This is a genomic window from Blautia sp. AF19-13LB (assembly GCF_003479105.1).
Classification (GTDB): Bacteria; Bacillota; Clostridia; order Lachnospirales; family Lachnospiraceae; genus Fusicatenibacter; species Fusicatenibacter saccharivorans.
In genome coordinates, this window is record NZ_QUGO01000015.1 from 40650 (window position 1) to 62992 (window position 22343).

General features: G+C 51.3%; 25 protein-coding genes, 1 pseudogene and 1 riboswitch. Of the genes and pseudogenes, 22 read left to right on the top strand and 4 right to left on the bottom strand.

The features are described from left to right. Positions 1-3: 3 nt before the first annotated feature. From DWX32_RS14625 to DWX32_RS14675, 12 genes and pseudogenes are all read left to right on the top strand, one after another. Positions 4-480 carry an Lrp/AsnC family transcriptional regulator gene (locus tag DWX32_RS14625; protein ID WP_055221452.1) on the top strand — a complete coding sequence of 159 codons (477 nt, stop codon included), beginning with the start codon at positions 4-6 and terminating at the stop codon, positions 478-480. Positions 481-590: 110 nt separating this feature from the next. Next, positions 591-1097 (top strand): SEC-C metal-binding domain-containing protein, encoded by a 507-nt coding sequence (locus tag DWX32_RS14630; RefSeq protein WP_055221393.1) that lies wholly within the window; start codon positions 591-593, stop codon positions 1095-1097. A gap of 82 nt (positions 1098-1179) precedes the next feature. Next, positions 1180-1731: a 4'-phosphopantetheinyl transferase family protein gene (locus DWX32_RS14635; protein ID WP_117802514.1), complete on the top strand. Its 552-nt coding sequence runs from the start codon at positions 1180-1182 to the stop codon at positions 1729-1731. Positions 1732-1788: 57 nt separating this feature from the next. Further along, positions 1789-2796, top strand: a complete 1008-nt coding sequence (gene spoIIIAA / locus DWX32_RS14640) for a stage III sporulation protein AA (RefSeq protein WP_055228503.1) — start codon at positions 1789-1791, stop codon at positions 2794-2796. Then, positions 2796-3311 (top strand): stage III sporulation protein AB, encoded by a 516-nt coding sequence (locus tag DWX32_RS14645; protein WP_055221399.1) that lies wholly within the window; start codon positions 2796-2798, stop codon positions 3309-3311. Before spoIIIAA ends, DWX32_RS14645 begins: the two co-directional genes overlap by 1 nt. Before the next feature lie 27 nt (positions 3312-3338). After that, entirely contained in the window at positions 3339-3533 is a 195-nt protein-coding gene (spoIIIAC, locus tag DWX32_RS14650; protein ID WP_022463192.1) for a stage III sporulation protein AC, read from the top strand. A gap of 29 nt (positions 3534-3562) precedes the next feature. After that, a complete protein-coding gene (locus tag DWX32_RS14655; RefSeq protein WP_055221401.1) occupies positions 3563-3946 on the top strand; it encodes a SpoIIIAC/SpoIIIAD family protein in 384 nt (127 codons plus the stop codon). Further along, complete coding sequence (locus tag DWX32_RS14660) at positions 3933-5099, top strand: stage III sporulation protein AE (RefSeq protein WP_158579600.1); 1167 nt, start codon at positions 3933-3935, stop codon at positions 5097-5099. The genes DWX32_RS14655 and DWX32_RS14660 overlap by 14 nt, the downstream gene beginning before the upstream one ends. A 23-nt stretch (positions 5100-5122) precedes the next feature. After that, a pseudogene (locus DWX32_RS20910) lies at positions 5123-5179 on the top strand (DUF6783 domain-containing protein); the annotation flags it as partial. 26 nt (positions 5180-5205) lie between these two features. Further along, positions 5206-5760, top strand: coding sequence for a stage III sporulation protein AF (locus DWX32_RS14665; protein WP_022463195.1), 555 nt, complete (start codon positions 5206-5208; stop codon positions 5758-5760). A gap of 4 nt (positions 5761-5764) precedes the next feature. Then, the gene (locus DWX32_RS14670) at positions 5765-6334 is read left to right on the top strand and encodes a hypothetical protein (RefSeq protein ID WP_055228505.1); all 570 of its coding nucleotides are present in this window, start codon (positions 5765-5767) and stop codon (positions 6332-6334) included. Between the two features lie 13 nt (positions 6335-6347). Next, positions 6348-7067 (top strand): SpoIIIAH-like family protein, encoded by a 720-nt coding sequence (locus DWX32_RS14675; protein WP_238033485.1) that lies wholly within the window; start codon positions 6348-6350, stop codon positions 7065-7067. Positions 7068-7138: 71 nt separating this feature from the next. On the opposite strand, the gene DWX32_RS14680 is transcribed toward DWX32_RS14675, so the two are convergent. Then, positions 7139-7807, bottom strand: a complete 669-nt coding sequence (locus tag DWX32_RS14680; protein WP_055221407.1) for an energy-coupled thiamine transporter ThiT — start codon at positions 7805-7807, stop codon at positions 7139-7141. A 65-nt stretch (positions 7808-7872) separates the two neighbouring features. Further along, a riboswitch (TPP riboswitch) is annotated at positions 7873-7982 on the bottom strand. 152 nt (positions 7983-8134) lie between these two features. Here DWX32_RS14680 and DWX32_RS14685 point away from each other — a divergent pair. The 5 genes from DWX32_RS14685 (at position 8135) to DWX32_RS14705 (ending at position 13227) form a co-directional block, all read left to right on the top strand. Beyond that, positions 8135-8752: a DUF4867 family protein gene (locus DWX32_RS14685; RefSeq protein ID WP_055221409.1), complete on the top strand. Its 618-nt coding sequence runs from the start codon at positions 8135-8137 to the stop codon at positions 8750-8752. A 109-nt stretch (positions 8753-8861) separates the two neighbouring features. Then, positions 8862-10328: an L-fucose/L-arabinose isomerase family protein gene (locus tag DWX32_RS14690; protein ID WP_055221457.1), complete on the top strand. Its 1467-nt coding sequence runs from the start codon at positions 8862-8864 to the stop codon at positions 10326-10328. A gap of 124 nt (positions 10329-10452) precedes the next feature. Further along, positions 10453-11925 carry a xylulokinase gene (gene xylB, locus DWX32_RS14695; RefSeq protein WP_118660434.1) on the top strand — a complete coding sequence of 491 codons (1473 nt, stop codon included), beginning with the start codon at positions 10453-10455 and terminating at the stop codon, positions 11923-11925. An 18-nt stretch (positions 11926-11943) separates the two neighbouring features. Continuing rightward, positions 11944-12831, top strand: coding sequence for an AraC family transcriptional regulator (locus tag DWX32_RS14700; RefSeq protein WP_118660436.1), 888 nt, complete (start codon positions 11944-11946; stop codon positions 12829-12831). Between the two features lie 96 nt (positions 12832-12927). Beyond that, positions 12928-13227 (top strand): YerC/YecD family TrpR-related protein, encoded by a 300-nt coding sequence (locus DWX32_RS14705; protein ID WP_022463203.1) that lies wholly within the window; start codon positions 12928-12930, stop codon positions 13225-13227. A gap of 60 nt (positions 13228-13287) precedes the next feature. Here the strand turns inward: DWX32_RS14705 and DWX32_RS14710 are convergent, their stop codons facing one another. After that, positions 13288-13908 (bottom strand): DUF1836 domain-containing protein, encoded by a 621-nt coding sequence (locus DWX32_RS14710; protein WP_117510256.1) that lies wholly within the window; start codon positions 13906-13908, stop codon positions 13288-13290. A 179-nt stretch (positions 13909-14087) separates the two neighbouring features. Between DWX32_RS14710 and pcrA the strand changes: the two genes are divergently transcribed. Next, positions 14088-16316 carry a DNA helicase PcrA gene (gene pcrA, locus DWX32_RS14715; RefSeq protein WP_055228510.1) on the top strand — a complete coding sequence of 743 codons (2229 nt, stop codon included), beginning with the start codon at positions 14088-14090 and terminating at the stop codon, positions 16314-16316. Between the two features lie 67 nt (positions 16317-16383). Here the strand turns inward: pcrA and DWX32_RS14720 are convergent, their stop codons facing one another. Then, positions 16384-17268, bottom strand: a complete 885-nt coding sequence (locus DWX32_RS14720) for an N-acetylmuramoyl-L-alanine amidase (RefSeq protein WP_117805007.1) — start codon at positions 17266-17268, stop codon at positions 16384-16386. A gap of 190 nt (positions 17269-17458) precedes the next feature. On the opposite strand from DWX32_RS14720, the gene DWX32_RS14725 reads away from it, so the two are divergent. Beyond that, positions 17459-18115 carry an NAD(P)-dependent oxidoreductase gene (locus DWX32_RS14725; protein WP_147326119.1) on the top strand — a complete coding sequence of 219 codons (657 nt, stop codon included), beginning with the start codon at positions 17459-17461 and terminating at the stop codon, positions 18113-18115. A gap of 2 nt (positions 18116-18117) precedes the next feature. Then, positions 18118-18639, top strand: a complete 522-nt coding sequence (locus DWX32_RS14730) for a phosphatase PAP2 family protein (protein ID WP_055221420.1) — start codon at positions 18118-18120, stop codon at positions 18637-18639. Here the strand turns inward: DWX32_RS14730 and DWX32_RS14735 are convergent. Next, positions 18575-20137 (bottom strand): PucR family transcriptional regulator, encoded by a 1563-nt coding sequence (locus DWX32_RS14735; protein WP_117510252.1) that lies wholly within the window; start codon positions 20135-20137, stop codon positions 18575-18577. The genes DWX32_RS14730 and DWX32_RS14735 overlap by 65 nt on opposite strands. A 335-nt stretch (positions 20138-20472) precedes the next feature. Between DWX32_RS14735 and DWX32_RS14740 the strand changes: the two genes are divergently transcribed. Together DWX32_RS14740 and DWX32_RS14745 are read left to right on the top strand one after the other, a co-directional pair. Then, positions 20473-21420: a diacylglycerol/lipid kinase family protein gene (locus DWX32_RS14740; RefSeq protein WP_158578864.1), complete on the top strand. Its 948-nt coding sequence runs from the start codon at positions 20473-20475 to the stop codon at positions 21418-21420. Beyond that, on the top strand, positions 21417-22289 hold the full coding sequence (locus DWX32_RS14745) for a glycerophosphodiester phosphodiesterase family protein (protein WP_118660438.1): 873 nt from the start codon (positions 21417-21419) through the stop codon (positions 22287-22289). Before DWX32_RS14740 ends, DWX32_RS14745 begins: the two co-directional genes overlap by 4 nt. Positions 22290-22343 lie beyond the last annotated feature (54 nt).

Genomic DNA, 22343 nt, shown 5'->3' on the forward strand with positions numbered 1-22343 from the left:
GAACTGGATACAGCAGACCGGAAAATTGTGGAACTGCTGCAGGAAGATGCAAGGCTTCCGCTCAAAAGTATTGCAGACAAGGTAAGTCTCACTTCGCCGACGGTTTCGGCGAGAATCGACCGCCTGGAAAAGGACGGGGTGATCACCGGCTACCGTGCGAGTGTGAACCCGGAGGTTTTCGACTATCGGATCAAGGCATTCATCAATCTGGAGGTTGAGCCGGTGCGGAAAAAGGAATTCTATCCGTACATCACCGACTGCCCGAATGTGATCGAGTGCAACTGCGTGACCGGCGACTATTCGATGCTGATGGAGGTTGTGTTCCACACAACATCTGAGCTGGATCAGTTTATCGGCCAGCTTCAGCATTTTGGAAGAACGAAGACGCAGATCGTGTTCTCTACATCGGTGGAACACAGAGGAATTCCGCTCGGCGATACCAGAATCCCGATTCTGGAGCAGGAAGAAGAAAAAGGTTGATTTTCTGCGGACTTTCCGATATACTAAAGCGTGTTACAAAAACCGGAATCCCGCTAGGGGACGGCGCGAAAAAACGCGCTCAGAGAAACAGATAAAGGATGGATAATAACATGAGTTTATTACAGAATTGGCGTGATATCGCCTATAATCAGGAAGCAGACAAAAAACAGCTCCAGCAGTTCTGGACCAATTATTTCCTGATTGAGAAAAACATTTACGAGCAGCTTCTTTCCAACCCGGATGAAGTGGTAAAAGGAACCGTAAAAGAGCTGGCAGAGAAATACAAAGTGGACGTTATGACCATGGTTGGTTTCCTGGACGGCATCAACGACAGCCTTGTGATCCCGAACCCGATCGAGGAGATGGAAGAGGATACCGTTGTTACACTGGCTTACGATAAAGAGCTTCTGTACAAAAACATGGTAGACGCAAAAGCAGACTGGCTGTACAACCTGCCGATGTGGGATGAGATCTTCACAGAAGAGCAGAAGAAAACGCTTTACATGGAGCAGAAAAAATCCGGCACTGTAATCAAAGGCAAAAAAATCGGAAGAAACGATCCATGCCCGTGCGGAAGCGGAAAGAAATACAAATACTGCTGCGGTAAAAACGCATAAGAAAGAATTTTCGAGAAGAGACCGGGGAGCCGAAAGTTGAAAGGCTTCGCGGTCTCTTTTTCTATGAAGAGGGAGAAGCAGAATGCAGGAGACGGTAGTTTATCTGAAAAAAATTACGCAGCCGGAGGGCGAAAAAAAAGAGCTGGAACGGGAACTCTCGCAGTGCGGATGGGAGCTGTTCCGGATGGGAATGAAGGAACAGTATGGGCTGGATGGAGAAAAGATAACGATCGAACGGAATGCGCACGGAAAACCGTACCTGCCGGGGCATCCGCAGATCTGTTTTAATATTTCTCATTCGGGGGAATACGCTGCCTGCGCTTTTGCTTCCATTCCGATCGGCATGGATCTGCAGCAGCACCGCCGCGCTGCCTGGGAGCGCATGGCAGAACGGTATTTTTCCGCCGAAGACCAGAAACGCCTTGCCGCAGTGGAGAATGCTGAAACGCTGTTTTTCCGGATCTGGACCGAGGAGGAGAGCTACGGCAAGTGGAGGGGAACCGGTCTTTCGGGTTCTCTTGGAACGGAAAAGAAAGAGGGCCTCTGCACGCATTTCAGTCCGGAGAAAGGATATGAAGGCGCCGTCTGGGCAGCGGAGCCCGTGAAAATCTGCATGAAAAGAATAGAACCATAAAAACCGTGCATAACCTGTCCCGCCATCTCATATATATAACGATAAGAGGTGGTGAAGATGAAAAGGACAGGAAGACAAAAGGATATTGTTACGCCAGAGAAAAAACAGGAGCAAAGGGAACTTTTGCGCCTGTTTTCTGCGAATATACGGAAAATTCTGAAAAACACAGATCTGCTGGCCGATGACCTGCAGGAAATCCGTCTGCGGACCGGCGCGCCGCTTCTGGTGGTCGCAAAGGATCAGGAGTACTTTCTGACCCCGGACGGAGCACTGACCGGGGAGTGGGAGAAAGGTTATCCCGTCTCACCGACGGATATCCGCGATACGATGGATTACATAGGAAGTTTTTCCCTCTACGCCTACGAGGATGAACTGCGGCAGGGTTTTCTGACCGTGGAGGGCGGCCACCGGATCGGCATTGCCGGAAAGACGGTAATCGAAGGGGAAAAGGTGAAAGGCATCAGTCATATATCCTGCATCAACGTGCGGGTTGCTCATGAGAAAAAGGGCTGCGCGGACCGAGTGATGCCGTACCTTTGGGAAGACGGCCGTTTCCTGCACACCCTGATTGTCTCCGCACCCGGCTGCGGCAAAACGACGATGCTGCGCGATATCATCCGCCAGATTTCGGACGGGGAGTCGCCGTATCCGGGGCTGACCGTCGGTGTGGTCGATGAACGGAGCGAGATCGCAGGCTGCTATCTCGGCGTTGCGCAGAATGATGTCGGCATCCGCACCGATGTGCTCGACTGCTGTCCGAAGGCGGAGGGCATGATGATGCTGATCCGCGCCATGTCGCCCGATGTGGTGGCAGTCGATGAGATCGGAACGGGCGAGGACATCCGTGCGATCGAGTCCGTCGTTAACTGCGGGTGCAAGCTGCTCGCGACCGTGCATGGCAATTCCATGGAGGATATGAAGCAGAAGCCTCTCCTGAACCGCCTCGTGGAATCCCACGTTTTCGAGCGGTACATCGTGCTGGATGCGAAACCCCACGCCGGAAGCGTACAGGCTATTTTTGACGGAAGAGGAACGACACTGTACCGAAGGGAGGCGTTTTTGTGATGCGGCTTGCAGTTTTACTGGCGGCTTCTCTTGCCTGCGTCGGGATCGGCTTTGCAAAGAGTGCGGCGCTGTCGGCTCATGTGAAAGATCTGGAAACACTGCAGAAAATTATCCAGTATCTGCGTGGAGAGATTGTGACGGCGGCTTCCCCGCTGCCGGATGCGTTCTGGGAGACGGGAAGGCGGATGCGGGATCCGTACCGGGATTTTTTACAGGATATTTCCGAGGATATGCGCCGCCCGGACGGAAAGACACTGCCGGCGATTCTGGAAGAGAATACGGCAGTCCACCTGGCGGACACACGCCTTACAAAAGAAGAAAAAGAAGAGCTGCAGGAGGCCGGATGCAGCCTTGGAACCGGGGACCGCGCCATGCAGAAGGCGAATCTGGACCGGTATGAGGCACGCCTTGTGCAGCGGATCGCGGAACTGCAGAAAGGATTGCCGGAAAGGAAGAGGCTCTGTCAGAGTCTTGGAATCATGGGAGGCCTTTTTTTATTTTTGATTCTGGTTTAGGGCGTGTCTGAAAACGGAGGAGCAGGCGTGGAGGTCGGGATTCTATTTAAAATCGGGGCAGTCGGGATTCTGGTATCGGTCCTGTGCCAGGTATTAAAACACAGCGGCCGGGAAGAACAGGCATTTCTTGCAAGCCTTGCCGGTCTTGTGCTGGTGCTGTTCTGGATTCTTCCCTATATTTCCGCGCTGTTTGAGGACATCAAACAACTGTTTACAATTTAAGAGCAGGGAGAAAAAACGGAGGGGATCATATGGATATACTTCGGATCGCTGCGCTTGGCACGGCGGGCGTGCTGCTTGGAATCACAGTAAAGGGAGCAAAGCCGGAATTTGCCCTTCTTGTGACGGTCGGTGCCGGCCTCTGCATTCTTGCCGGGACCGTCGGAAAAATGCAGTATCTGCTCGGCATGCTCGCACAAATGAAATCGTATCTCCCGGTGGACTCATCGTATCTGAATACGCTGCTGAAAATGCTTGGGATCACGTATGTGGGGCAGTTTTCCGCCGGGATCTGTAAGGATGCGGGCTATTCTTCCATTGCAGGGCAGATTGAACTGTTCGCCCGCCTGGCGGTCCTTGCCGTCAGTATGCCAGTGCTGCTCGCTCTGCTGGAAACGGTTCATGATTTTCTGTAAAAAAGCCGGATGGGGCATGGCGCTGCTTTTTCTGTGTCTCATTTTCGGAACGGGAAGAACGCAGAAAATCGAAGCAGCGGATACCGAAACGGATCAGGCAGCAGCAGCGCAGGACGAACTTCTTGCAGAACTCGACTTCGATGCAATCCAGCAGGAAGTGGACAGCCTGCTGTCCAGCCAGCAGTTTTCTTTTGCCGGTACGGTGCGTTCTCTTTTGCAGGATGGCGATCCCTTCCGCATTTTCCGTGCCGGAAATGCCGTTCTCTCCTGTGCCAAAACAGCATTCCTTGCGCAGAAGGGGCTGATGAAGGAGCTGTTTCTCCTCGTTCTGGCAGGCGCGGTGCTCGGCAGTTTTTCCTCTCTCTTTGAAGGAAAACAGGTCAGGGACGCCAGTTTTTATATGGTCTATCTGCTTGCGCTTGCACTGATTCTGAAAAATTTCCAGTCGAGCGGGGAAAACCTGAAAGCTGTCATCACATCGCTGGTCGCTTTTATGCGGATTCTGACGCCATCCTACTATCTGGCGGCCGCGGCCGCCGGTGGTGCATCATCAGCCGTGATGTTTTATCAGATGCTCCTTCTAGTGATTCTGGCTGTCGAAAAGCTTCTGCTCGCCCTCGTCCTCCCGATGATCCATATCTATCTGCTCATCGCCCTTGTAAACGATCTTTCCGGCGAGGAGATTTTGTCCCATATGACAGAGCTGCTGGAAACCTGCGTGAACGGCCTTTTAAAATCGTCGCTCGGCGTACTTGTGGGAATGCAGATGATCCGGAATCTGATCGCACCGGCGCTCGATTCCCTGCGGCAGATGGCACTCTGGCGGACTGCCGGAATGATTCCCGGCATCGGAAATGCGGTGAATGCTGTAACCGAGTTGGTGGCAGGCTCCGCGGTGCTGATCCGCAACTGCTTTGGCGTGACGGCAATGCTGGTACTGCTCGCAGCAGGCATGGTTCCCGCCGTTCAGCTTCTCGTTTCGGGTCTTTCCTTCCGCCTTCTCGCCGCGGCGGCGCAGCCCGTCTCGGACAAGCGGATCGCGGGATGTCTTGCGGCGGCAGGAAAAGGATATGCGATGCTTCTGCGTCTCCTTCTGACCGTAGAAGTCCTGTTTTTGCTGACGATTGCAATCCTGGCGGGAACTTTTTCCTAGAGCGTGTCTGAAAAAGGCTTTTCGCAAACTGGGGCTTGCAGATTGCGGAAATGATTTTTCAAACATGCTCTAGCGTGTAGTTGGGCAGGCAGCGGCGGGAGGCGGCATGGTAGAAGAGATTCTGCAGTGGCTTAAGAATATTTCAATTTTTCTGATTTTTATGACAACTGTGCTGAACCTGATCCCGGAGAAGGAGGACAAGAAGCCGGTTCAGTTTTTTCTTGGAATTGTGATGGTACTGATTTTTTTCCAGCCCGTGCTAAAAGCGGGAGGTTTGGAGCAGAAAATGGCGCAGACGCTCGACCGTCTGACGCTGGAAGAGGAGGCAGCAGCAATGGAAAATGTACAGATTCGTGCAGAAAGCTTTGAAAAACAGTATTACGTGGGCGCCTGGGAAAAAGAGACGGAGCGCCAGATCCGGATGTATCTGTCAGAGAGCGGCATTCCGGGGGCAGCCGTTTCGGTAACGCTGGAGCCGGGAAACACCGGTGAGGCAAAAGAGATCCGCATTGAAGCGCCGATGCGGCAGACGAGCATTTACCGCGAAGAACAGAAAAAACAGCGGGAAATGCTCGATGAAAAGCTGACAGAGATCAAAAGTGTTTTAAGTGAGGTCTACGGAACCGATCCGGCGCATATTATGGTAGAGATTTCGGAATAGGCCTATGAGGGAAAAGGCAGCGGCGTTTTTCCGGAAACAGAAAAAGGAGCAGTGGATGCTGTACTTCCTGCTGGCGGCAATCGGCGTTGTCCTGCTGCTGCCGACGGGAACAAAAAAGACCAGTGAGGAGACAGAACAGCCGCAGGAGACGGCTGCGCGTCCGGCGGGGGATGCGGGACTTTCGGTGCAGGAGGAGATGGAACAGCGCCTTTGTGACGCACTTTCCCAGATGGACGGTGTGGGCGCAGTGCACGTCGTGGTGACGCTGGAATCCACAGGAAAAAAGATTGTGGAAAAAGATGTCCCAACGCGGAGCACAACGGAGGAAAACAAGAAGGGAGAGGAGACCGGAAGCGTTACATCCTCGTCGCAGGATGAGGCAACTGTCTATGAAAAGACACAGAACGGAGCCGAGACACCGTATGTGGTTTCCGAGGAGTACCCGGCGGTGCGCGGCGTGCTCGTTATCGCAGAAGGCGGGGGAAACCCGGTGACGATACAGGAGATTCAGGAGGCCGTGATGGCATTATTTCAGGTGGGCGCAAATAAGATTAAAGTAGTCAAAATGAAGTAAAGGAGTCAAATGCGTGGAAAAATTAGAACAGGAAATGAATGCACCTGAGAAAATGGCAGAGACACCATCGCCGAAAAAGACGGCCGGGAAAAAGAAAAAATTCCGGAAAAATCAGGTCATCATCACCGCCCTTGCGATCATGATTGCCGTCGCCGGATACATCAACTATGCTGACAGTACCCTGTCCACGAAGGAGAAGGCAGACGGAACCACGGCGGATGCCAGCACCGTTTTAAAAGACATCTCCAGCCTGGACACCGACATCACCGACGAGGTGGATGCCGGCACAGCAGGGGACTCGTCGCGGACCGTCACCGAAACGCCGGGAGAGGCAGTCCTTGCCGGGGCATCTACATACATGGCCCAGGCCAGAATCGACCGCGAACAGATCCGTTCCCAGAACAAAGACACCTTAAATGAAATCATCAACAATACCAACCTCTCCGAAACCGAGCGCCAGAGCGCTGTCCAGAGCATGGTGGAAATGACGGAACTCGTAGAAAAAGAGTCAGCAACTGAACTCCTCCTCGAAGCCAAAGGCTTCACCGACGTCGTTGTAAACCTGACCGGCGAAACCGCCGACATCGTCGTTCCGATGAAAGAAGTAACCGAGGAACAGCGTGCCCAGATCGAAGACATCGTAACCCGCAAAACCGGAATCGGCGTAGAAAACATCGTCATCACCCCCATGAGCTCCGCCGCCGACACAGCCGCAGAGGAGAGTGCTCAGTAAATTTTGATATCCACGTAAAAAATCCGGAAACGCAAAATCATGCGTTCCCGGATTTTTTCACGTAATTCTATTTAATTTGCACCATGTGCTGTTCTTGCAACCGTCTGCAGTGCTTTCTTCACCGGCGGCAGCGAGATCAGAATCACCGTCAGCACACCTTCAGCCAGCAGATAGCTGTAGTTGTAAATAATCGGATACAGCGCCTTTAAAGACTGCGGGAAATTCTCCGGCATATAATCCATCCAGTACAGATACCCGCCTAACGTATGGAAAAATCCCCTCGCCAGCACAGCTACAATATACCCGATCAGCAGCCCGTTTTTCTTCTTTCCAAAGAATCCGGCCACACCCAGCGCCGCAAACGCAAACACATAATCACAGCACACCTGGAACAGCGACAGCACATACGGCCCCTGGATAAACTGCAGCAGTCCATAAGCAAAACCAACGAGAATACCCGTCTTCGCCCCATACCAGTTCGCAATCAGCACAATAAACAGCATCGAAAACAACGTAACCGATCCCCCGTACGGCAGCTCAAACACCTTCACATACGAAGTCACAAACGCCAGCGCCATCCCCATCGCACAAAACGCCAGCTTCCTTGCATCCATTCCCGTCCCCTTACTCTTCTGAGCAGAAAGAACCGAAGCAATCACCACCAGCGCCACCATCAGCACCACGCATCCAACATAACCGGCCGTCGTCAGTCCGCCGTCAGCAGTAACAAAAAAACTCATAAAAAAACCTCCTTCGCATTCCGCTTGGAGGGGCTCACATAAAAACACAGTCCCGAATCACCTCCGAAACCACGTTCCAGCTTCCCTACGCAGGAATTATCCCGTTCAGGTAGTGAGGGTCCGTGAGCTTATCCCTGTCCCACGTTCTCAGCCAAAGGCTCCCCTAGCGTCTTATTATTTTAACGTATTAAAGTATACCAACCTCCCCCTTATTTGTCAACCTACCCGTTTTTTCATCCAAATACATGTTGACAAGAAGTACATACAAGTGCTATATTACAATTAGTTCAATCATTAAACTAATTGTACGAAAGGAGCACCAACACAATGCAGATTCTGAAAGTAACAGACGAAGCATTCCGCCAGTACGGCAAAGTCATCAAAGACCTCGACGTCAGCGACATCATCACCGCCATGTCCGAGACCCCATGTCCCGACGACGTAGTCTACGAGCCTTCCATTGAAAGCCTCGAAGCCTGCAAAAGCGCCCAGTCCGTATCCGACAGCCTCTACGGCGGCATGCCGATCCAGATCGGCTACTGCAACGGCCACAACCATTTACTGAACGCCGTAGAATACCACCGCGACAGCGAAATCAACATCGCCGTAACCGACCTGATCCTGATCCTCGGAAAAGAACAGGACATCACCGAAGACCACACCTACGACTCATCCAAAATGGAGGCCTTCTTAATCCCGGCCGGAACCACCATTGAAGTCTACGCAACCACCCTCCACTACGCACCATGCAACGTGGCAGCCAGCGGCTTCAAATGCGTCGTAGTCCTTCCAAAAGGAACCAATACCGACATCACCCTGGAAGAAAAACACACCCCGGAAGACGACCTGCTCTTCGCCAGAAACAAATGGCTCTTAAGCCACCCGGATGCAAACATCGCTGGAAGCGTAGCAGGCATCAAAGGAGAAAACCTCTCGGTAAAATAAAACCAGAGACAAAACCAGAAATCAGAAACACTGCCCCAAAAGAGCAGTTCTGAACATAAAAAGAAACCAAAAACCAAGAAAACCAAAAAAAGGAGGATCTTCAAAAATGATCAACAATACACCGGAAATCAAATTAGGTATCGTTGCAGTAAGCCGTGACTGCTTCCCGAACAGCCTTTCCGAGAACAGAAGAAAAGCAGTCGTAAAAGCATACGACGGAGAAATCTACGAATGTCCAATCATCGTCGAGAATGAAATCGACATGATGAACGCACTCGAAGACCTGAAAAAAGCAGAGTGTGATGCACTTGTTGTATACCTTGGAAACTTCGGACCGGAGACCGAGGAAACCCTGCTTGTAAAATACTTCGACGGACCTTGCATGGTAGTAGCAGCAGCAGAAGAGACCGGCGACGACCTTGTAGGCGGACGCGGCGATGCATACTGCGGCGTTCTGAACGCAAGCTACAACCTGAAACTGCGCAACCTGCACGCATACATTCCGGAGTACCCGGTTGGCGATGCAGAAGACGTAGCAGCCATGATCAAAGATTTCGTACCGGTTGCAACTGCAGTTGTAGCTGTTAAGAACCTGAAAATCATCAGCTTCGGACCGCGTCCGACCAACTTCCTGGCATGTAACGCACCGATCAAACAGCTGTACAACCTCGGCGTAGAAATCGAAGAGAACTCCGAGCTTGACCTGTTTGAAGCATTCAACAAACACGCAGGCGACGAGAGAATCCCGGCAGTCGTAGAAGATATGGCAAAAGAGCTCGGCGAAGGAAACCTGAAACCGGAAATCCTGCCGAAACTGGCTCAGTACGAGATCACCTTGTTAGACTGGATCGAAGCACACAAAGGCTCCAGAAAATACGTAACCCTGACCGGAAAATGCTGGCCGGCATTCCAGACACAGTTCGGATTCGTTCCTTGCTATGTCAACAGCCGTCTGACCAAGATGGGCATCCCGGTATCCTGTGAGGTAGATATCTACGGAACACTGTCCGAGTTCATCGGAACCGTTGTATCAAAAGACACCGTAACACTCCTCGACATCAACAACACCGTTCCGAAGGATATGTATGAGAGCGAAATCAAAGGCAAATTTGATTACACCTTAAAAGATACCTTCATGGGATTCCACTGCGGAAATACCGCTTCCACCAAACTGGCATTCTGCTCTATGAAATATCAGATGATCATGGCAAGAACCCTTCCGGAAGAAGTAACACAGGGTACCCTCGAGGGAGATATCGTTCCTGGAGACATCACCTTCTATCGTCTGCAGAGCACATCTGACGCAAAACTGCGCGGATACATCGCAGAGGGCGAGGTTCTTCCTGTAGCAACACGTTCCTTCGGAAGCATCGGTATCTTCGCTATTCCGGAGATGGGCAGATTCTACCGCCACGTACTGGTAGAGAAAAACTATCCGCATCACGGCGCAGTAGCATTCGGACACTTCGGAAAACCGTTATTCGAAGTATTCAAAATGCTCGGTGTTGAAGTAGATGAGATCGGTTACAACCAGCCGAAGGGTGTTCGTTACCCGACAGAGAATCCGTGGGGCTAATCCGTTCCGGAAGAATCACTGAAAAATAAGAAAGATATGCAGTAACGCATAAGCAAAAGGGCGGAGCAGAGATCTAGGTCTGCTGCCGCCCTTTTTGAAAAAGAGTAGAAAAAGGAGATTCGACATGTATTTTATTGGTGTTGACCTTGGTACTTCCGCTGTCAAACTGCTTCTGATGGACGAGGAAGGCAAAATTGTAAATATTGTATCGAGAGAGTATCCGCTGTATTTCCCGCATCCAGGCTGGTCTGAGCAGAAACCGGAAGACTGGTGGGAGCAGAGCAAAGAGGGAATCCGCGAGCTGGTAAAAGACGTAGACAAATCCCAGGTAGCCGGCATCAGCTTCGGCGGCCAGATGCATGGCCTTGTCATCCTGGATGAGAACGATAACGTCATCCGCCCGGCGATCCTCTGGAACGACGGCCGTACCGCAAAACAGACCGATTATCTGAACACCGTAATCGGAAAAGAAAAACTCTCCGAGTACACCGCAAACATTGCATTTGCAGGCTTTACCGCACCGAAGATTCTCTGGGTGAAAGAAAATGAGCCGGATAACTTCGCAAAAATCTGCAAAATCATGCTTCCAAAAGATTACCTGGCATACCGTCTCTCCGGCGCATTCGTAAGCGACTACTCCGATGCATCGGGCATGCTTCTGATGGATGTCAAGAACAAATGCTGGTCCAAAGAGATGGCAGAAATCTGCGGTATTTCCCTGGAGATGCTGCCGGAGCTCCATGAGAGCTTTGACGCTGTCGGAACCTTAAAACCGGAAGTAGCAGCAGAACTTGGACTGCCGGAGACCTGTAAAGTTGTAGCAGGAGCCGGAGACAACGCAGCAGCCGCAGTCGGAACCGGAACCGTAGGCGACGGCATGTGCAACGTTTCCCTTGGTACAAGCGGAACCGTATTCATTTCCAGCAACAAATTCGGCGTAGACAGCCACAATGCCCTGCACGCATTCGCACACGCAGACGGCCACTATCACCTGATGGGATGCATGCTGAGTGCAGCTTCCTGCAACAAATGGTGGATGGATGAAATCATCCGCACAAAAGAATATACAAAAGAGCAGGAGAACATCACAAAACTTGGCAAGAATAATGTCTTCTTCCTGCCGTATCTGATGGGCGAGCGTTCCCCGCACAACAACCCGGATGCAAGAGGAACCTTCATCGGCCTGACCATGGACACCACAAGAGAGGATATGACCCAGGCTGTTCTCGAGGGCGTTGCCTTTGCGATCCGCGATTCCTTTGAGGTAGCAAAATCCCTCGGTATCCAGATCGAGAGAACGAAAATCTGCGGAGGCGGTGCAAAGAGCCCGCTGTGGAGACGCATGATCGCAAACGTGCTGAACATCAAAGTGGACCGTATTGAGTCCGAGGAAGGCCCGGCACTTGGCGGAGCCATGCTGGCAGCCGTTGCCTGCGGTGTCTTTTCATCCGTAGAAGAGGCGGCAGAAAAAATTGTTCGTGTGACAGAGACCATCGAGCCGGAACCGGAACTGGTTGAGAAATATGAGCGCCAGTATCAGAAATTTGCAAAGATTTATCCGACCGTAAAAGATCTGTTTACAGAGCTGCTGCAATAAAAAGAGGTAAGAAATAAGATGAAGAAAGTGGAACATGGGAAAACATTTGACCGGAATGCAGCAAACCCGCCGGCGTTTGAAATCTTTCACAACACCGTGACAGAAGGCTATCCGGAGCACTGGCATACCGCAATTGAAATTATCATGCCGACCAGAGGCGAATATGAGGTTGTTGTCGGAAAAGACAGCTATAATCTCAAAGAGGGCGACATCATTATGATCAATTCCGGCGTTGTACACGGAATGAGATTCGTATCCCAGGGAGAACGGATTGTCATGCTGGTGGAACCGGGCTGTGTGGAGAATCAGGAAGAAATGGAAACGATTTTCCTGCGGCTTCCGGCCATCTACTTCAAAAAAGAGGATGAGGAAGATCCCTTCTATCTGTTTCTACGCAGCCAGATTCTGGAACTGGTGCGGGAATACGATAATGAGGGCGCAGTGATGACGCACAGAATCTGCACCGGCCTCAAAGAGCTTTTTTCAGAGTTTGGCCGCAAGGGCTTTTCGGATGCCAACGCGCAGAATACGTTCGGGGCAATGAAGCAGCAGGAATATATAGAGGCTGTTTTAAGCGTCTGCCGTTATATCAATGTCCATTACATGGAGAATCTTTCTCTCGAGGAAGTAGCTGCGGTCAGCGGATTTTCCAAGTTCCACTTTACCAGAATTTTCAAGCAGTACATGAACATGACATTCTATGAGTACCTCAATTCTAAACGCGTCAAACGCGCAGAGGAGCTTCTGTATGACAAAAAGATGAGTATCACGGATGTGGCGATGAATTCCGGATTCTCTTCTTTAAGTGCCTTCAACCGTACCTTCAAGACGGTAAAGGCCTGTTCGCCGAGCGATTACCGCAGACAGCGGGAGTCGATGGTACAGGCTTTGCTGATGCAGGGATAAAAGGACTTGTATTTCACACTTTACTGTGCTAAAATGGTAGTATTCCAAGTTATAAGAATGAGATGGGGACTTAATTTTCGTACAGGAGGGCTTGAAATGAACAAGAAACTTCATTCAGAAGCAGTAGACCAGCTTTTTGAGGCAATTTTGTGTCTGAAGAATAAGGAAGAATGCTATACTTTTTTTGAGGATGTATGCACCATCAATGAACTGCTTTCGCTGTCGCAGCGGTTTGAAGTGGCGAAAATGCTGCGGGAGAAGAGAACGTATCTGGAAATCTCCGAAAAGACGGGAGCATCCACGGCGACGATCAGCCGCGTGAACCGTTCCTTAAGCTATGGAAACGACGGATATGAGATGGTGTTTGAACGGATGGAAAAGAAAGAAAATGTGTAAAATCAAAAAAGACGGTGCGATTCCAACGCAGCCGTCTTTTTTGATTTTACACGTTTGTTCTTAATTTTTCTTTTTCGGATCAGAAGGCGCCGCGAGGGATGCCAGTTCATCCACCATGTGCTCGATCATCTGTTTTTTCAGATAGACATCGAAACTCAGCAGACAGATAAACGAAAAGAGCTGGAGAAATTCCCGGTCCTCCTCCGGTGAGCTGCCGAACATGGATTTGGATACATCCGCTTTTTTCAGAAGATCTTCTTTTACGGATGCAATTTCTTCTTTTTCCATCTGGAAAATTTCGTCGTAGATATCTTGGATGGAAAAGCCGCTCTCCGTGCCGAAATACCGATCGGTGATCGGGGCGAGCAGTGTCTGGATATCCGTGATCGAGAGGATGTTTTTAAAGTAGTAAATAAAAACCAGAAGCATCATGTGCTCCGGCGAATATTTCTTTTTGACCGGCGGCGGGAGCAGCTTGTTTTTTGCATAGTTGTTGATCATTGTTTTTGTCAGAACCTTATCGGACTCGAAACGGCGCGAAGAAGCGAGCTGTGCGTCCATAAAGGTCGTGACCTGGTCCATATATAAAGCAATGTTCGGGATTTCCCCCGGGCGGATGCCTTCGAGAGAATCCAGTGAATTCAGTAAATCATGAAGAATTTTATCTGAGTCTATCGTCATTTGTTATCACCTCACGGTTCCCATTATATAGTTTTTAATACCAGATAGCAAGGACTTTGCGAAAAAAAGTTTCCATGATAAAAATGCAACGTATGTTCGTTCTTACTTGTAACCGGGGCGGATTTGTTATATACTGAGATGCATGTGAAAAGATTCGAAGCAGATGAAGGAGAAAGAACATGAATCAGACAGAAACAGGATTAAACCCGATGCAGATGGAAGCTGTGGAGCACACCGAAGGGCCGCTTCTGATCCTTGCAGGTGCCGGTTCGGGAAAGACGAGGGTACTGACGCACCGCATCGCCTCCCTGATCCGGGACAAAGGCGTCAATCCATGGAATATTATGGCGATCACCTTTACGAATAAGGCCGCCGGAGAAATGCGTGAGCGTGTCGATAAAATCGTGGGATACGGATCGGAGCGGATCTGGGTCAGCACCTTCCATTCCAGCTGCGTGCGGATTCTGCGCCGCCATGCTGAACGTCTGGGATACGCCAACAATTTTGCAATTTACGATACCGATGACCAGAAATCGCTGATCAAGGACATCATGAAACGGCTCCAGATGGATCCGAAACTGTACCGCGACCGTGCGATCATGGCGGCAATTTCGTCCGCAAAGGATGAGATGATCGAGCCGGACCAGTACCGGATTGACGCGGGAATCGACTGGAAGCTGCAGAAGTATGCGGCAGTTTATGCGGAGTATCAGGCAGAGTTAAAGAAAAACAATGCAATGGACTTCGATGATCTGCTGGTACAGACCGTAAAATTATTCCAGCAGTTCCCGGAAGTGCTCGATTATTATCAGGAGCAGTTCCGCTATATCATGGTCGATGAGTATCAGGATACCAACACGGTTCAGTTCCGCTTTGTGAGCCTTCTGGCGGCAAAATACCGCAATCTCTGCGTTGTCGGCGATGATGACCAGTCGATCTACAAATTCCGCGGGGCGAATATTGAAAATATTCTGAGCTTTGAGCATGTATTCCCGGATGCGAAGGTCATTAAACTGGAGCAGAATTACCGTTCCACGCAGAATATTCTGAATGCGGCAAATGAAGTGATTGCGAATAACCAGGGACGAAAAGCAAAACGCCTGTGGACAGAGAATCCGGAGGGTGACCTGATCGATCTGCGGCAGTTCCAGAGCGGTTTTGAGGAGGCGGAGTACGTGGCAGGAGAAATCACGCGCGGCGTCCGCACGGAGGGAAAGAAGTACCGTGATTATGCAATTCTCTACCGTACCAACGCACAGTCCCGCCTTTTTGAGGAGAAACTGCTGCTTGCAAATGTTCCATATAAAATCGTGGGCGGTGTCAACTTCTATGCGAGACGCGAGATCAAGGATCTGCTGGCGTATCTGCGTGTGATCGAGAACCCGGAGGATGACCTTGCGGTACTGCGTATCATCAACGTTCCGCGGCGCGGTATCGGAGCGGCGACGATCAACAAAGTGCAGGACTGGGAGGCAGAGCAGGGCATCCGTTTCTACGATGCGCTTCTCGAGGCCGAGTATGTGCCGGGGCTGATGCGGTCTTTAAATAAGATTAAATCCTTCACGTCCTTTTTACAGGTACTCCGCGCGAAAGCAGATTATCTGTCGGTCAAAGAGCTGCTGAATGAAATCATCGAGGAGACCGGCTATGTAGCAGATCTGCAGGCGGAGGGAACCGAAGAAGCGGCAGCCCGCATCGAGAACATCGACGAGCTGATTTCAAAGATTGCGGATTATGAGGAGAGCGCCGAACAGCCATCTCTCGGTGGTTTTCTGCAGGAGGTTGCGCTGGTGTCTGATATCGACTCGGTGGATGAGGAGAGCGATTACGTGCTGTTGATGACACTGCATTCCGCAAAAGGACTGGAGTTCCCGAACGTATTCCTTGCCGGCATGGAGGATGGCATTTTCCCAAGCTACATGACGATCACCGGGGATGATCCGTCGGAGCTGGAGGAGGAGCGCCGTCTCTGCTACGTGGGCATCACGCGTGCGATGCAGCATCTGACATTGACGTGTGCGCGCCAGAGAATGATCCGCGGCGAAGTGCAGTACAACAAGATGTCCCGTTTTGTCAAAGAGATTCCGCGGGAGCTGATTTCCCTGGAGCGGGAGCGCGGGGAGATCGAAGACCGGAAACCGAAGATGGACATTCCTACGAGAGGCAGCGTCTATGCGGCGATGAAGCAGGCATTCCGCGAGAAGCCGCAGCAGGCGAAAACCTTCAGCGCGCAGAAGGCGACGAAACTCGATTACGAAATCGGAGATACGGTGCGCCATATCAAGTTCGGTGTCGGCATTGTCACGGATATCGTGGACGGCGGAAGAGATTATGAAGTTACCGTCAACTTCGACCAGGCTGGTACGAAGAAAATGTTTGCTTCGTTTGCAAAACTGAAAAAGTTATAAGGAGAACGAGAGCGTGCCGGAAAATAAAATTCCGGCACGCTCTTTTTTCGACTGATGCGTCAGACGCTCAGGTGGTAATCAGGGTGGAATAGCCGTCGCGGCGCAGGCGGCGTTCCATCAGAATGGCATTTCCGAGCTGGCGGTAAGCGCCGACCTGGACTTTGAAAAAGCCGTCCTCGGCGAGAAGAAAAGCGGGATAGCCCTGGTCGAGAAGGTCGTAAAGCATACGGTCGGCATTCTGGCGGATGCGGAAAAGGCCGGTCTGGACACGGTAGAAGGTTTCCGGTGTATCGGAAGGATTTTCCTGTTCCGGCGGCGTGGGATGGGGCGAAGCGGAAGCAGTGACGGTATCCGCTGTTGAAACGGACGGACGGGCGGCCTCCGTTTCCGCAGCGCGCCGGTCAGCCTCCGTGACCGTCTCGAGATCCAGCGTTCCAAGCACTGCATCCGCGATGGCGCGGGCGATTTCTTCCAGCTTTTCATCGTAGAGCGTATTGTCCTGCTCATTGTTCAGAAAGCCGGTTTCAATCAGAAGAGCCGGCATTTTCGTCCGCCGCAGAACAACGAGCCCTGGCCGTGCCTTGACACCGAGATTCCGGAATCCCAGCTCCGAGAGCGCGCCGTTAATGTTTTCTGCCATTGTCTGTTTGATGCCGGAGTTGTCATAGACAAGCGTTTCCACGCCGGTATACTGGTTCGGTTCCTCCGAAGAATTCCGGTGAAAAGAAATAAAAAAGTCGGCATCCGCCTGATTGGCCATCTGCGCCTTTTCAAACGGCGTCTGATAAACATCGGTTGTGCGGGTATAAATGACAGAGACACCCTGCCGGGAAAGAAGCTCGCCGACCGCGATGGCGAGGGAAAGATTGTCATCCTTTTCCCTGCGTCCCTCATAGACAGCGCCCGGATCACTTCCCCCGTGTCCGGCATCGATTACGATAGTATAGGGCATAAGATCAAAGCTCCTGAAAATACGGTTCTACTTACGATATGAAGAAAGGACGAAAAAGGTTATACTTTTTTTAGTTTTATTTCATTGTATCGTATACGGGCGGTGTGTTAGAATAGGAGATAACATTAGGAAAGTGTGTCAAAAAATCTGCGGAGGATACAAAAGACACACAGATGAGAGTGAGGATTTCATGAGAATTACAATATTCAGTCTGGGGGGACTGCTTGGGCAGTATGTGACCAACACGGCGCTTCTTCACGGCGCACAGGTGACCGCCTACGTGCCGGATGCAAAAGCGATCTGGCCGAGAAAAAATCTGACCGTGATTGAGGGAAGCCTTCAGAACCGGGAACGCGTGCTGGAGGCACTGCTGGAAGCGGATGCAGTCATCAGCGTGCTGACTCCGATGCGTGTGAAACATGTAAAAGAAGAGGAGACACCGCTGGCTGATGGAAACGCAATGATTCTCTCGGCCATGAAGCAGCTTGGAAAAACGCGGTTTGTGACGGTAGGCCATGTCTGCATTCATGCGTTTGGAGACTGCGAGGACAAATACCAGAGAATGAGTACGAAATTCATGCAGATTTTCTGGCCAGGTGTCTATAAAGATATGCAGAAGATGGGACAGGTTCTGGCACGGAGCGATCTGAACTGGACACTGGTGCGGACGTGTCCGGGAAGAGACGGGAAAGTGAAAAAGGTAGGGCAGAACTGCAGTATTTCGCTGGACGGCAGCCAGTTCCGGCCTGGATACTCGAGAGAGGCCCTGGCGGAATTTCTGTACGAGGCGGCCGCCGATCAGCAGATGTACAGCAGAAAAATGCCCATTTTTTACAGAGAGGGGTAAGAATGGATTTTTCAATTTTATATGCACTGCAGCATCTTCACAATGCAGTGCTCGATCGGGTGATGGTGGGAATTACTTCACTTGGAAATGCGGGATGGATCTGGATTGCGCTGACTGCCGTTTTCTTAATCCTTCCGAAATACCGGAAATGCGGTGTAAGAATGGCGATCGCGCTGATTTTAGATTTGATTTTATGTAATCTGGTGTTAAAGCCGCTGGCAGCGCGCCCGCGTCCGTGCTGGATTGACGAGCAGGTAAAGCTGCTGGTTGCCGCTCCGAAGGACTATTCCTTCCCATCGGGCCATTCGGCAGCCTCGTTTGCGGCGGCAGTCTCTATTTTTGTGATGCACAAAAAAGAAGGAGCTGCCGCACTGATTCTGGCCTGCCTGATTGCATTTTCCAGACTGTATCTGTTTGTGCATTTCCCGACCGATGTCCTGGCGGGAATTGCGGTTGGTTTTATCTGTGCTTTTCTGGCTGCGAAGATCCAGAACGGTTTTCTTCTTCATTCTCGAGGTCGATAAAACGGAACGAAAGCATCAGATACAGAATTTCATCCGGGCTGGAAAGATCAGATTCTAAAATTTCCTTGATCTTTTCCAGGCGGTAGAGCAGGGTACTGCGGTGGATAAAAAGCTCACGAGCTGTCTGGACGACATTGCAGTGGTTGTCCAGATAGCAGCGGAGCGTCCGCATATAGTCACTGCCGGAGCTGTCGTCGTGCTCCTGCAGAAAGAGAAGTCTCTCATGGCACAGCATGTAGCCTGGGAGCTTTTTTGTTGCCTGATCGAGGATGTAGTCAAACGAGATATCGTTGAACGGATGCATCCGTTTGTCGGGATATTTTCGCGTACCGAACTGCAGGGCGATTTTTGCCTGGATATACTGGCGGCGCAGATTCATGTGGCCGTTCATGCAGCGCGAAAAGCCGGCATTTAAGGAACTGTCCTCCACAAAGTGCACCATGCGTTCCATCAGATCGGTCATGGAAAAATCGGACAGCGTGAGGTTAAAGAATGCAACGATACCGCCGCCGTGCGGAAACGCGGAGCAGCCGGTCAGAATATTTTCCAGATAGGCGCAGACCGAGTTTGCCGTCAGGTTTTTCTGATCCATATCGGAGAGCTGCAGATAGAGGCAGCAGTAGGTGTGGCGGGAATGCCAGCCGAGCGCATCGAGAGCCTGGCTGACCGCAATATAGTCGGCCATCCGGTCGTCGAGGGCACGGAGCAGCACGGTGTGAAGCGACTGCGCCGGCGAGGTTTTCTGCATCACATTGTGCAGGAAGGCGTGATGGATCATTTCTGCAAGAAATTCAAGAAGAAAGCCTTCGGAATCAGAAAGATCCTTTTTCGTGTCGAGGAGCAGCAGGCGGTAGGCGCTCTGACCATGCTGCGTGATGTTGACGCAGAGGGAACCAAGTCCCGTTACGTGATCCGGAAAGCGGAACCATCCATCGAGATCGCGGACGGACGCGTATTCGCTGCTTTCTGTCAAGGAGAGCAGAAGCGGGCGCGTTGCATCGAGGGAGCCAAACACCTTCTCGGGAAAAAAGGAAGGTTCTTCGGACGCTGCGGCGATGATGGAAAAATCCATGCCGACCACCATCAGGGGGTGGGCAAAAACAGGCAGGGAGAGATTTAAAAGATGCTGGATCGATTTTCCGTCGAGCCGTGCCTGCATCAGCTCCTTCTGCCAGGAATCGTACGTCCAGAAAAGCTCCTGCAGGAACGAAAAAACAGCGGATACGCTGCTCTTAACGGCGATCGAAACCGGAGCCGGAAGTTCCTCCGGCAGTTCTTCGGTACAGAGAAGAAAAAGGGAGCTGCTTTCTTCCGGGAGGGAGGAAAGAGAGCCGATCTGTTCTTCTGTGCAGAGAAAGACCCGGTGCGCAGTGGCTGCGGAGCCTGTCTGATAAAGAACAGGCAGCTCCAGTGTGCCGGAGAGCGGCAGGTTTTCCGGTGCAAGAACCGAAAAAGCGCTGCTTAGTTTATAAGCGAGAAAAGCGGGGGAGAGCTTCATCTTATCATCCTCCCTGCGCGTGTCATATCGTAAAAATTCATAAAAACCTCCTCAGAAATGAGTGACGTTCTGCGGACGAAACCGCGGTACTTTTTATTTTAGCAGAACAAAAAGGTCTGTCAAGAAAGAAAAGACAGGGGTGCGGGAATTTTTACGGCGGCAACAAGTTAAGATTTTGTGAAGATAGTTGTGGTTTGCGGGGAAAACTGCTACAATATGGCTGATTTGGTTACTGTTCACTCAGCAGTGAAACACTTGCTGTTTCGCTGCGTAAGAACATGATTCAGGTGATTTGAAGTGGTTTTTTACAGAAGAAAAAGGAAGGTATGACTTTGATGTATCATATTATAGTAAATAAAAAATCGCGGTCGGGGCGCGGCGAGAAGCTGTGGCCGGTGATTGAGGGCGAGCTTGAGCGGCGCAGGACGGAATTTCGTGTATATCCGACAAAGTATCACGGAAGCGCACGGGAGACGGCAGCACGGCTGACCGCGAAAGGGGTATGGAATCCCGATGATGTCCTTCTGGCGATCGGCGGAGACGGTACGGCGAATGAGGCGGTCGATGGAATCACCAGCCTGTCGGATGTAAAGTTCGGTTATATTCCAACGGGAAGCGGCAACGATTTTGCGCGCGGTGCCGGAATTCCCTCCGATCCGCTGCAGGCGCTGGAAGCTGTGCTGAAAGGGGAGGAAAAGGAGATCAACATTGGAACGGCGCTTCTTGGCAGCCAAAAGCGGAGATTTCTCGTCAGCACCGGCATCGGTTTTGATGCAGGCATCTGCCACGAGGCGCTGGCATCAAAAATCAAGAATACGCTGAACCGGCTGCATCTGGGAAAACTTACGTATGTGATGATTGCACTGCGGCAGCTCTTTTATCTCGAACCGTTCACGCTGGATGCAGCGCTGGAAAACGGAGAACACCGTTCGTTTGAAAATGTTCTTTTTGCAGTGGCAATGAATTTTTCGTACGAGGGCGGCGGCTTCTGCTTCTGCCCGGAGGCGGACGGGACAGATGATCTGCTCGACGTGATGGTGGTTTCCAATCTTGCCAAATGGAAAGTCAGCTATCTTCTGCCGATGGCGCTGTTTGGACGCCACACGGGATTTCCTGAGGTACATATGGAGCGGTGCAGCAGCCTTTCCTTTCAGACAGACCGCGCGGAACCGGTCCACCTGGACGGAGAATCGGGCGGACACCGCACGGAGGAAAGGATCGGACTGGAAACGGAGCGTCTCCGCCTTTTGGGCGACTGGGTGAAAGAAGGGATGGAAAGATGATGTTCTGGATCATATTTTTTGCAGTGCTTGCCGTCCTGGCAGCAGGTTATTTCTTTTCCATTCTGCCGGCTACATCGAGACGGCAGGAATGTCTGAAATTTGCGGAATGGAATTATGCGCACCGCGGTCTGTGGAACGCGGCGGAGGGAGTTCCGGAGAATTCTCTTCCGGCTTTTGCCCGCGCGGCGGAGCAGGGATATGCCATCGAGCTGGATATTCAGATCACAAAGGATGGCCGGATTGTGGTGTTCCACGACGACACGATGAAGCGGATATGTGGAAACGAGGGAAAAATCAGCGATTATACGTATGAGGAACTCCAGCAGTTCCATTTGGGCGACAGCACGGAAAAGATTCCGCTGCTTCGTGAGGTACTGCAGACGGTAGACGGCCGCGTGCCGCTTTTAATCGAAATCAAGATGCCGGGACTTTCCACGGCGGTCTGTGCGGGATTTCAGAAGGAGATGGAGGGGTACACCGGTATGTTCTGCATGGAATCCTTCAACAGCCTGGCCCTCCGCTGGTGCCGCCGCCACATGCCGCAGACGCTGCGAGGCCAGCTTTCCGGCCGTTTTTCAAAGGATGATAAGGTGCATCTGATCCTGCGGATAATGGCGCGTCATCTGATGCTGAATTTTATCGGGAAACCGGATTTTATCGCCTACGACCACCGCTACGCCGACTGCCCGGGCTTCCTGATCGACCGTATGTTGTTTCGGACACCGGCATTTGCATGGACGGTAAAAGATGAGCATGTATATAACCGGACACGGAAAAAATTCGACGCGGCGATCTTTGAACATTTCCATCCCAAGGACGGTTTTCAGAAACCGATGAATTGTTTCTTAAAAAATAATAAAGCTTATTGACTTCGGTTTTCGGTGTGCTATAATTTCAGCAGGTTGAAGAGAAAAACCTCGTCA

Bases quoted from the DNA above. Each gene is read 5' to 3' on its own strand.
- DWX32_RS14705 (WP_022463203.1), top strand. From the start codon at position 12,928: ATGAACAAGAAACTTCATTCAGAAGCAGTAGACCAGCTTTTTGAGGCA.
- DWX32_RS14645 (WP_055221399.1), top strand. From the start codon at position 2,796: ATGCGGCTTGCAGTTTTACTGGCGGCTTCTCTTGCCTGCGTCGGGATC.
- DWX32_RS14710 (WP_117510256.1), bottom strand. From the start codon at position 13,908: ATGACGATAGACTCAGATAAAATTCTTCATGATTTACTGAATTCACTG.
- DWX32_RS14630 (WP_055221393.1), top strand. From the start codon at position 591: ATGAGTTTATTACAGAATTGGCGTGATATCGCCTATAATCAGGAAGCA.
- DWX32_RS14725 (WP_147326119.1), top strand. From the start codon at position 17,459: ATGAGAATTACAATATTCAGTCTGGGGGGACTGCTTGGGCAGTATGTG.
- spoIIIAA (WP_055228503.1), top strand. From the start codon at position 1,789: ATGAAAAGGACAGGAAGACAAAAGGATATTGTTACGCCAGAGAAAAAA.
- DWX32_RS14655 (WP_055221401.1), top strand. From the start codon at position 3,563: ATGGATATACTTCGGATCGCTGCGCTTGGCACGGCGGGCGTGCTGCTT.
- pcrA (WP_055228510.1), top strand. From the start codon at position 14,088: ATGAATCAGACAGAAACAGGATTAAACCCGATGCAGATGGAAGCTGTG.
- DWX32_RS14680 (WP_055221407.1), bottom strand. From the start codon at position 7,807: ATGAGTTTTTTTGTTACTGCTGACGGCGGACTGACGACGGCCGGTTAT.
- DWX32_RS14720 (WP_117805007.1), bottom strand. From the start codon at position 17,268: ATGCCCTATACTATCGTAATCGATGCCGGACACGGGGGAAGTGATCCG.
- DWX32_RS14635 (WP_117802514.1), top strand. From the start codon at position 1,180: ATGCAGGAGACGGTAGTTTATCTGAAAAAAATTACGCAGCCGGAGGGC.
- DWX32_RS14660 (WP_158579600.1), top strand. From the start codon at position 3,933: ATGATTTTCTGTAAAAAAGCCGGATGGGGCATGGCGCTGCTTTTTCTG.
- DWX32_RS14735 (WP_117510252.1), bottom strand. From the start codon at position 20,137: ATGAAGCTCTCCCCCGCTTTTCTCGCTTATAAACTAAGCAGCGCTTTT.
- DWX32_RS14700 (WP_118660436.1), top strand. From the start codon at position 11,944: ATGAAGAAAGTGGAACATGGGAAAACATTTGACCGGAATGCAGCAAAC.
- DWX32_RS14685 (WP_055221409.1), top strand. From the start codon at position 8,135: ATGCAGATTCTGAAAGTAACAGACGAAGCATTCCGCCAGTACGGCAAA.
- DWX32_RS14740 (WP_158578864.1), top strand. From the start codon at position 20,473: ATGTATCATATTATAGTAAATAAAAAATCGCGGTCGGGGCGCGGCGAG.
- DWX32_RS14665 (WP_022463195.1), top strand. From the start codon at position 5,206: ATGGTAGAAGAGATTCTGCAGTGGCTTAAGAATATTTCAATTTTTCTG.
- xylB (WP_118660434.1), top strand. From the start codon at position 10,453: ATGTATTTTATTGGTGTTGACCTTGGTACTTCCGCTGTCAAACTGCTT.
- DWX32_RS14730 (WP_055221420.1), top strand. From the start codon at position 18,118: ATGGATTTTTCAATTTTATATGCACTGCAGCATCTTCACAATGCAGTG.
- DWX32_RS14745 (WP_118660438.1), top strand. From the start codon at position 21,417: ATGATGTTCTGGATCATATTTTTTGCAGTGCTTGCCGTCCTGGCAGCA.
- DWX32_RS14670 (WP_055228505.1), top strand. From the start codon at position 5,765: ATGAGGGAAAAGGCAGCGGCGTTTTTCCGGAAACAGAAAAAGGAGCAG.